Genomic DNA, 6,826 nt, shown 5'->3' with positions numbered 1-6,826 from the left:
GTCATTCTCCCATGCAGAAAGTATTCCTTACTCTTACACTCTGGGTGCCCTCTACAAATGGCATCAGAATATTGACAGGAAAGCCAGGAGGACCTCAGCACCTGCCTCCTCTACAGCTGTGAAAGCAGCAATGGCTGGTCACGAGATTGAGAGGTTCGACCCTGATAAAGATAAGAAAATCCACGGCGAACTTTAATATCAGAAATCAGTGAATGCCCACTCAGTAGCAATACCCATCGAAAAGCAACCAGTATAAAGGAATACATAGTGATTGCTTTCAGGTCAGGCTATCAAATAAACCCTGTTTTCAGGCATGCATGAATGTATTCCCGCCCTGAAAAAACCACTCAATTTTACTGGCATTGGACTTTGTCATTACGAACTAAATTCGCTCAATTGCTTACCGAATTTGCCACTGTGAACTAAATTCACTCAACAACTTACCGGAACAGCCATGAGAAACTGGAAGTTGCCTGCTTATCTGGTGTGGTGATCACTTTTCACGGTAATAAAATACTCAGCTCTGAGGTAGTAGAATGACATATGTTCGCCCCAACGCAATCAGCCTTGCCGTGGCCGTTTCCATCATTTCTTCCATCACTGGTACACAGGCACTGGCCGAACGCAGGCTGCAGACAAAATCCATGATTATATTGGACAATGGACATACGGAGTTTACCCAGAGTGAGGTCGTGGTTCAGCCAACTTTAGGTGATGACCAGCAGCCAATACCCAAATCCTTTACTACCACCTACCCTGATCAGGCTGAAGCAAGGACTGTCCATGACATATCTTCTGAAGGCTTCACAGACGTTCTTTCTGGTATCGACGGTGGCGTTTCCACTGTTGATCTGTTTGAGACAGACGACAATGACGTTGCTCAAAAATACACCAAAGTCGTCAAGGTCGGTAATGAGGGGGTCTTCAGATTCACCCATAACCTTGCAGAAGAAGAGCTGATCATTGAAGTCAGAAATGGAATGACCGATCAGGATTCAATTGAGGCTGTTCTTGCACACTTGGATGGCACCCAACCATTTGAACCGTTAACGAGAGTCGTCAGCCCCAAAAAGCTGGTCGGAGTATTGAAAGGAGCCAATGATAGAGCAGGCAACCTTGGCAAAGTCGATCACTATGTAGCCCTTGCCACCATTAAAGTAGACAAAGTTGAAGTGAATGGGCGCACCTTTATGCGTCTTGTCGCTGTCGGCGATCAGCCGCCTGAACTGCAGCGTCTGGGTCAATCGCTCTTTGTCAATGATGAAGCGCTTTTAGCAGCAGCGACTACTGCCTACACCCAGGTTCACGTTCTGGAAAAAGATTTACAACAGAAAGTCCTGAATGATTTGTTGTCATACCAGAAACCCGTCGGATATGTCGTCCACTTCGAGGATGAGACACAGGTTTATCCTGTGCCTGCGGGTTACCCAAAACTGGAAGTGTCTGAGGCTTCGGGGGAGATTATTGTTTTCCGTGGTCAGAAGCAGAACCTGGCCGACACCGCTTTTGCCAGAAGCTTCCGTAACCTCTGGGACATAGACCCTGATAACCCCAGCTCTCCGGTATCAGTGAAGGTAAAAAAAGATAGGATCAAAAACTTACAATACATCATTCGAAGCTCGCAGATGGCACTGCTGGAAGATTTATTTGAGATGTACGATGCCAGAGCTTACGAAGATCAATCGACTAAGCTTTCACTGAAAAAAGAACAGGCGACGATTGAGCTTGCATACTGGGCATCTCTCGAGCAGGCATTGATCAGTGCTACTCCAGATCAAGCAGATGAATTTGTATTCACACCAGATCATGTCAACATCGCTGCTTCGGTCATCACACCAACCTGGATGCGTGCTCAAATCGAACGACACTTCAGCTTGAGACGCGAAATTAGCAAACTCCTGAATAATCAGCTGTTTCTCCACAATATTAAGGAAGTGGTACCTCTTGTCAGCATTACCAATGAAGCCCAGATCGATATTCTTGGAGATAACACAGAGTTTGCTTCCAAAGTCACGAGCGACATGGCCAGAAAGCTGATTGAGCTGGAAAGCTCGCTGGAAATGCTGCAGGCAAGTGAAAGCGAACGAGAAAGTGAACTCATCCGGTTTAGAAGCCATATAGAGCTCACAACGGAGAAATCCACTACCAGTAAACAGGAATTATTCAAAGCACTTCGAAGCAAGCAAAGAATTGAGAATGAGCTCGCACGGCTTAGAGGAGAGAGGGGAGAACTGCGTAGCCTGTTACTGGAACTTCAGCGGGATGTCGAACGAATTCCCAAGCTGGAGAAAAAAATTCGAATTTTCAAATCATTTGCCACAAAAACTTTCAATACTCAAACGGCAGCAAAGCCCGATATTGATGATTGGGATGATACCCAGCCACCGGAAGAACAAGCCAGACTCACCGGAAAAAAAACTCTGGCGATCAACCCATTGGTTGCCGCAACAGGAGAGCCTGTTAAAGAGGCTGCAAAAACAAAACAGGCGGATATTGGCGGCAAGCGCGGTTTTATTTTGGACAATGGAAACGACCTGACTAACCTTCAGTTCATTCAACAGCAGCTGGAACAAGACGCTGAACTCTCCGATGAGGAAGATCTGGAACAACTAATTCTTAATGCCAGAACCGATGCCACAAAAGCTCGCAACGCTCAAATGGCAGCAGAGCTTGGCATTGATAACTGGGAGGATGCCCAGCCATTAGCAAAACAAGCCAGACTCATCAGCCAGAAAATTATTGAAATCCGACGACCAGTTACCGCAACATCGGTTACCGCAACATCGGTTATCGCAACATCAGTCATCGCAACATCGGTCATCGCAACATCGGTCATCGCAACACCGTTGGCCACAACAGCGGTTGCCAGGACGTCGGTCGCCGCAACACCGGTTGCGACAATATCAGATACCGCGACGGTTACCGCAGCAAACGCTGCAACAGAAAAACCTCGGGAAGAAGCAGTCAAAGAACAACTGGCAGCCATTGAAAGCGAGCACGATATTACTCCAGACAATGAAAACGGTCTGGATTCGGGTCATCGATCCATTCAACAGCACCTGCAACAAAAGGCAGAACCAGCCGATTGGATAGCCCAGAATAATCCGGCTAACATTGACGTTCAGCTGAGTCTCGTCCCGGATGAAGAAAAAAACCTGGAAGTCCGTTACCAAGCCATTCAGGAGCCAGCAAAACAGCAGGCAGTTCAGATCGTTCAAGAACATCTTCGGCTACAGAGCATTAGAAAAGATGCTGAAAAAGAAGATGAAATCAAAGCCCTCTATAAAACCATTGCCGCACATTTAAACATTCCGGATTATGATAGTAATGCTGATGATGATGATATTGAAGCTCAACATGATCGCCTGATTCAGAAACTTAAGGCAATGTACACTAAACATGAAATCATGCGTAACAGACTTAAGACCCTGCTCGGTCAAAAGGATTTAGAGGACTCCTTCACCCACGTCAGAAAAGCCACTCTGAAAAAGATTCTTGGTAATGAGCTGGCTAAAGACAGCAATCTGGAAGACCGCTTTATCCTGGAAAGAACGGTATATCTCAAGCTCTTTAAACTTGCGAAGCTGGAAAAAGAACTGGAAGACATCAGAACACCAGGCCACCCCAAAGTCATGCCTGAAGTCCTTGAGACACTCACTGCCGTAGAAAACGCCCTTGATATGCATTGCCTTGATCAAAACGACGACGTCTATCTCCGTCGCCAGGACATTTCCAGAGAGGTGCAGGTGTACATCAGAGACGCCAGACAGCTGGCTGAGAAAGAGGCCCTGAGCATACTGGGGGTCGCAGAAGAAATACTCGGCGTCATAGCCTATGAAGAGGACGACAAAATATCAAGACTCACCAGGATTTCCGGCATACTCAATAGCCATGCTATCCCGGATGAGAAACTGGATGAGATACGGGATGAGATAGATATCATCCTTTGGGCATTTGAAAGCAAAACCCTGAACGTGAAGAACCTGACACTCATCAGGCTTCTTGCCCACCTTCGCTATAAACTCGAAGACCCTGCCCCGGATAAGCAAGCCAGGGTGCGACAGACCGATCGGCTGGAAACCATAGAAAAAATACTCAACATTAAATTCAACGAAGAGGATGACCAGGCAGCAAGACTTCCCCTGATTCTCACACTGCTTGAAGGTGATGATGTTCCGAAAGATACGCTGGAGCAGATAGATCAGACCCTCTGGAAAGAAGACAGCACAGCGCTCGACGAGAGTGTTCTCAAACTCAGGAGGCTTCATGCGACTCTTGCCTATAAAGTCGAAGATTTGCATCTGGAAAAGCAAGCCAGTGAAAGACAGGCACGTTTACTTGCAGCCGTAGAGGACAAGCTCAAGATCTACCCTTCTGAACACATTGCTGCTAAAGACAAGGTCAAGGCTCTCACCGCTAAACTGGCCAAAGATCTGCATGTAGCACTTGAAGTAGATGACAACCTGCCTGATGGGAAGGATGCTTTAAAAGCCAAAATTCAGACGTTAATAGTGGGCATGGCCAATGACGATGAAGCTGTCAGAAGAGCCAGAAACAATAAAGTAGCTCACCAGCTCAACATTAAGGACTATAAAGATGATGCCGCTATCGACGACCAGAACAGCCTGATTGAAGCGAAACTCAATGAGCTGTTCGGAGAAATTTTCAATGCGAGTCAGTCTGACGTTAATGAGCGAATCGCAACCATTGAAAATAGACTGGACGGGCTAATGGCTCGCCTGGGACCTAAACCCCGGTACGCTCTTGATCGAGAAGTAGCCAGAGCCAGGAAAGCTGTGGGAGAAGCTGAAAATGAGCTGCAGGCTCTTTACCGCAAGCTGGGGGCTATTCTTCATGTACGTGTGGTATCTAATTCTCCTGCCACCTTCCCTCTCACGGATGAAGAAAAGGCAATTATTAATCAGAGAATGAAACAAATTCAGACCGGTTTAGGTCTGGTTGCAGTTGATGAGCAAACCTCGGAAGAGCGAGTAGACGACATCAGACATTTCCTGCAGGGAGACGGTTCAGGGAGACGAGCAGAAGTTGTTCTGAAACTGAGAGCTGTCACATCAGATCTGGACATCTCTGTTGAGAGTAACCCTGATGCATCAGAAGAAGAGAATTATTTTAATGCCATTAAAGCCTCCGTAGCCACTCCCGGTCGGGATAAATTCGAGGTAGTCGTTGAAACAGTTGGTGAACTGCCTGAGATCATGAAAAAGTACGCTCAGATCGCAAAATTCATGCGTGAGCGCGACCATAAACTGAAGGAAGTGATCCTCGCACGAGCAGAAGAAAGTGATGCAAGACACAATCTGGACAGTAAAAATCAGGAGATTGACGAGCTTAAGGGCGTCGATCAGGAAGCCAAAGCTCTGCTTGAAGACGAGATAGCCGCGCTGGAGTCAGTCCTGAAACAGAAAAGTGCGGCTATACCGTTAGCACAAAAAGCTCTGGCGGATCATGAAGAAAATCTTAAAGACATTGAAGATGAACTGGGTCTTAAACAAGATTATAGTGCCAATTATGAAGACCGGATCGACGCCCTGAAAAACAAACAAGTAAAGCTGGGCGGATATGACGGTACTGGCGGGAAGATCCTGCAACTGACCCTGCAGCAGGAGCGCCTGAAAAAGGAAGTAGAACTCAAGACGGCGACTATAGAGAACATGAAGCAAGCCCTGGAAGCGGCACAGGAAGCTGTCGAAAATGAGGGTGGCCCCTTCCAGTACACGCCGAAACAGGCAAAAATACTAACCGAGTTGCACGCTTATATGCAGACGCACTCTCTCAAGAAACAAGCTCTGTCAGCCGCAATGGCTCTTGCAGAATCGGCAGAAAAAAGCGGTAAGCTAATACTACCATACCTTCCGACTTTCGATTTTGATGATGAATTGGCACCGATTCGCCTGCAGGCAATGGTTGGAGACCATCTGACGTTTGATCAGGCCAGACGTATTGCGGAAGTCTTCAAAAACCTGAAGGCGACCTTTAGGTCTGAGTCTGCAGAAGATCAGCCCACGAATGCCCTGAAAGAAGTCGAATTTCTGGCACACAGGGCCAGGATCGAGCTAAAAACCGGGGCTCAACAATACGAAGACGAAATATACGGCATGGGCGCAGCAGCCATTCACTTTGTCGAGCATGAACCAGAGGACCTGAAAGGCTTCTCAGAATATTTCGCTACTCGTTCTGCCAGTGGTAACAAGATTATCGGTCTGCTGCGTGAAGGTGTGATCAGTAAGGTTGAACTTGAGAACTACATGAAAGCCGTTAGAGGTGTGGATGGTTATCAGACAGTGGATGAATTTGAACACTTCCTTGGCCACAGACACGGCGTCAATTTGCCTCACTTCAAGACCGTTGTCCAGATGCTGTCCGACAAAGGCACTGAGGAATTCATGCAGAGTGCCTTTACGGCTGTCCCCGTGACTGCCACCAGCCCGGCAGGTATGAAAGAGTCTGTTGCCGGCATGAAAGAATACGCAGCTGCTATCATCGCCAACTACATTCTTGACGATATTGCCTTTGAAAACGGCCGCAAGACGGCAGCATTCCTGACCAATGTTCAGGATACCCTGGAACCTTACGCTCATGCTGCTGGAATATTTGAATCAGAGCTGATCCGGGCTATCCATGACACATTGGTGCAGGCTCACGCCGCAGCGGTTGAGCGACAGCTCAATGATTACTGGGTCAAACCTTCAGCCTCTCTGTTACAGGCGGTTATCTGGTACTACTCCAACTACAATCCTCTACTGGTGACCTATACCGCTCCGGAGGCAGCCAGACTGTCTCTCTCGAACATGGCGTTCCTCTATCT

General features: G+C 47.4%; 2 protein-coding genes. Both read left to right on the top strand.

The window, feature by feature from the left end:
* Positions 1–196 (top strand): hypothetical protein (locus KDK18_RS13020; RefSeq protein WP_257255358.1); only part of this gene is annotated, 196 nt, incomplete at its 5' end.
* Positions 197–2,767: 2,571 nt separating this feature from the next.
* Positions 2,768–2,989 carry a hypothetical protein gene (locus KDK18_RS14790; protein ID WP_373690988.1) on the top strand — a complete coding sequence of 74 codons (222 nt, stop codon included), beginning with the start codon at positions 2,768–2,770 and terminating at the stop codon, positions 2,987–2,989.
* The last annotated feature ends 3,837 nt before the right edge of the window (positions 2,990–6,826 follow it).

It is taken from the genome of Endozoicomonas sp. SESOKO3, from assembly GCF_024606255.1.
Note: the sequence above shows the minus strand (reverse complement) of the source record. Positions and strands in the feature narration are given on the sequence as shown.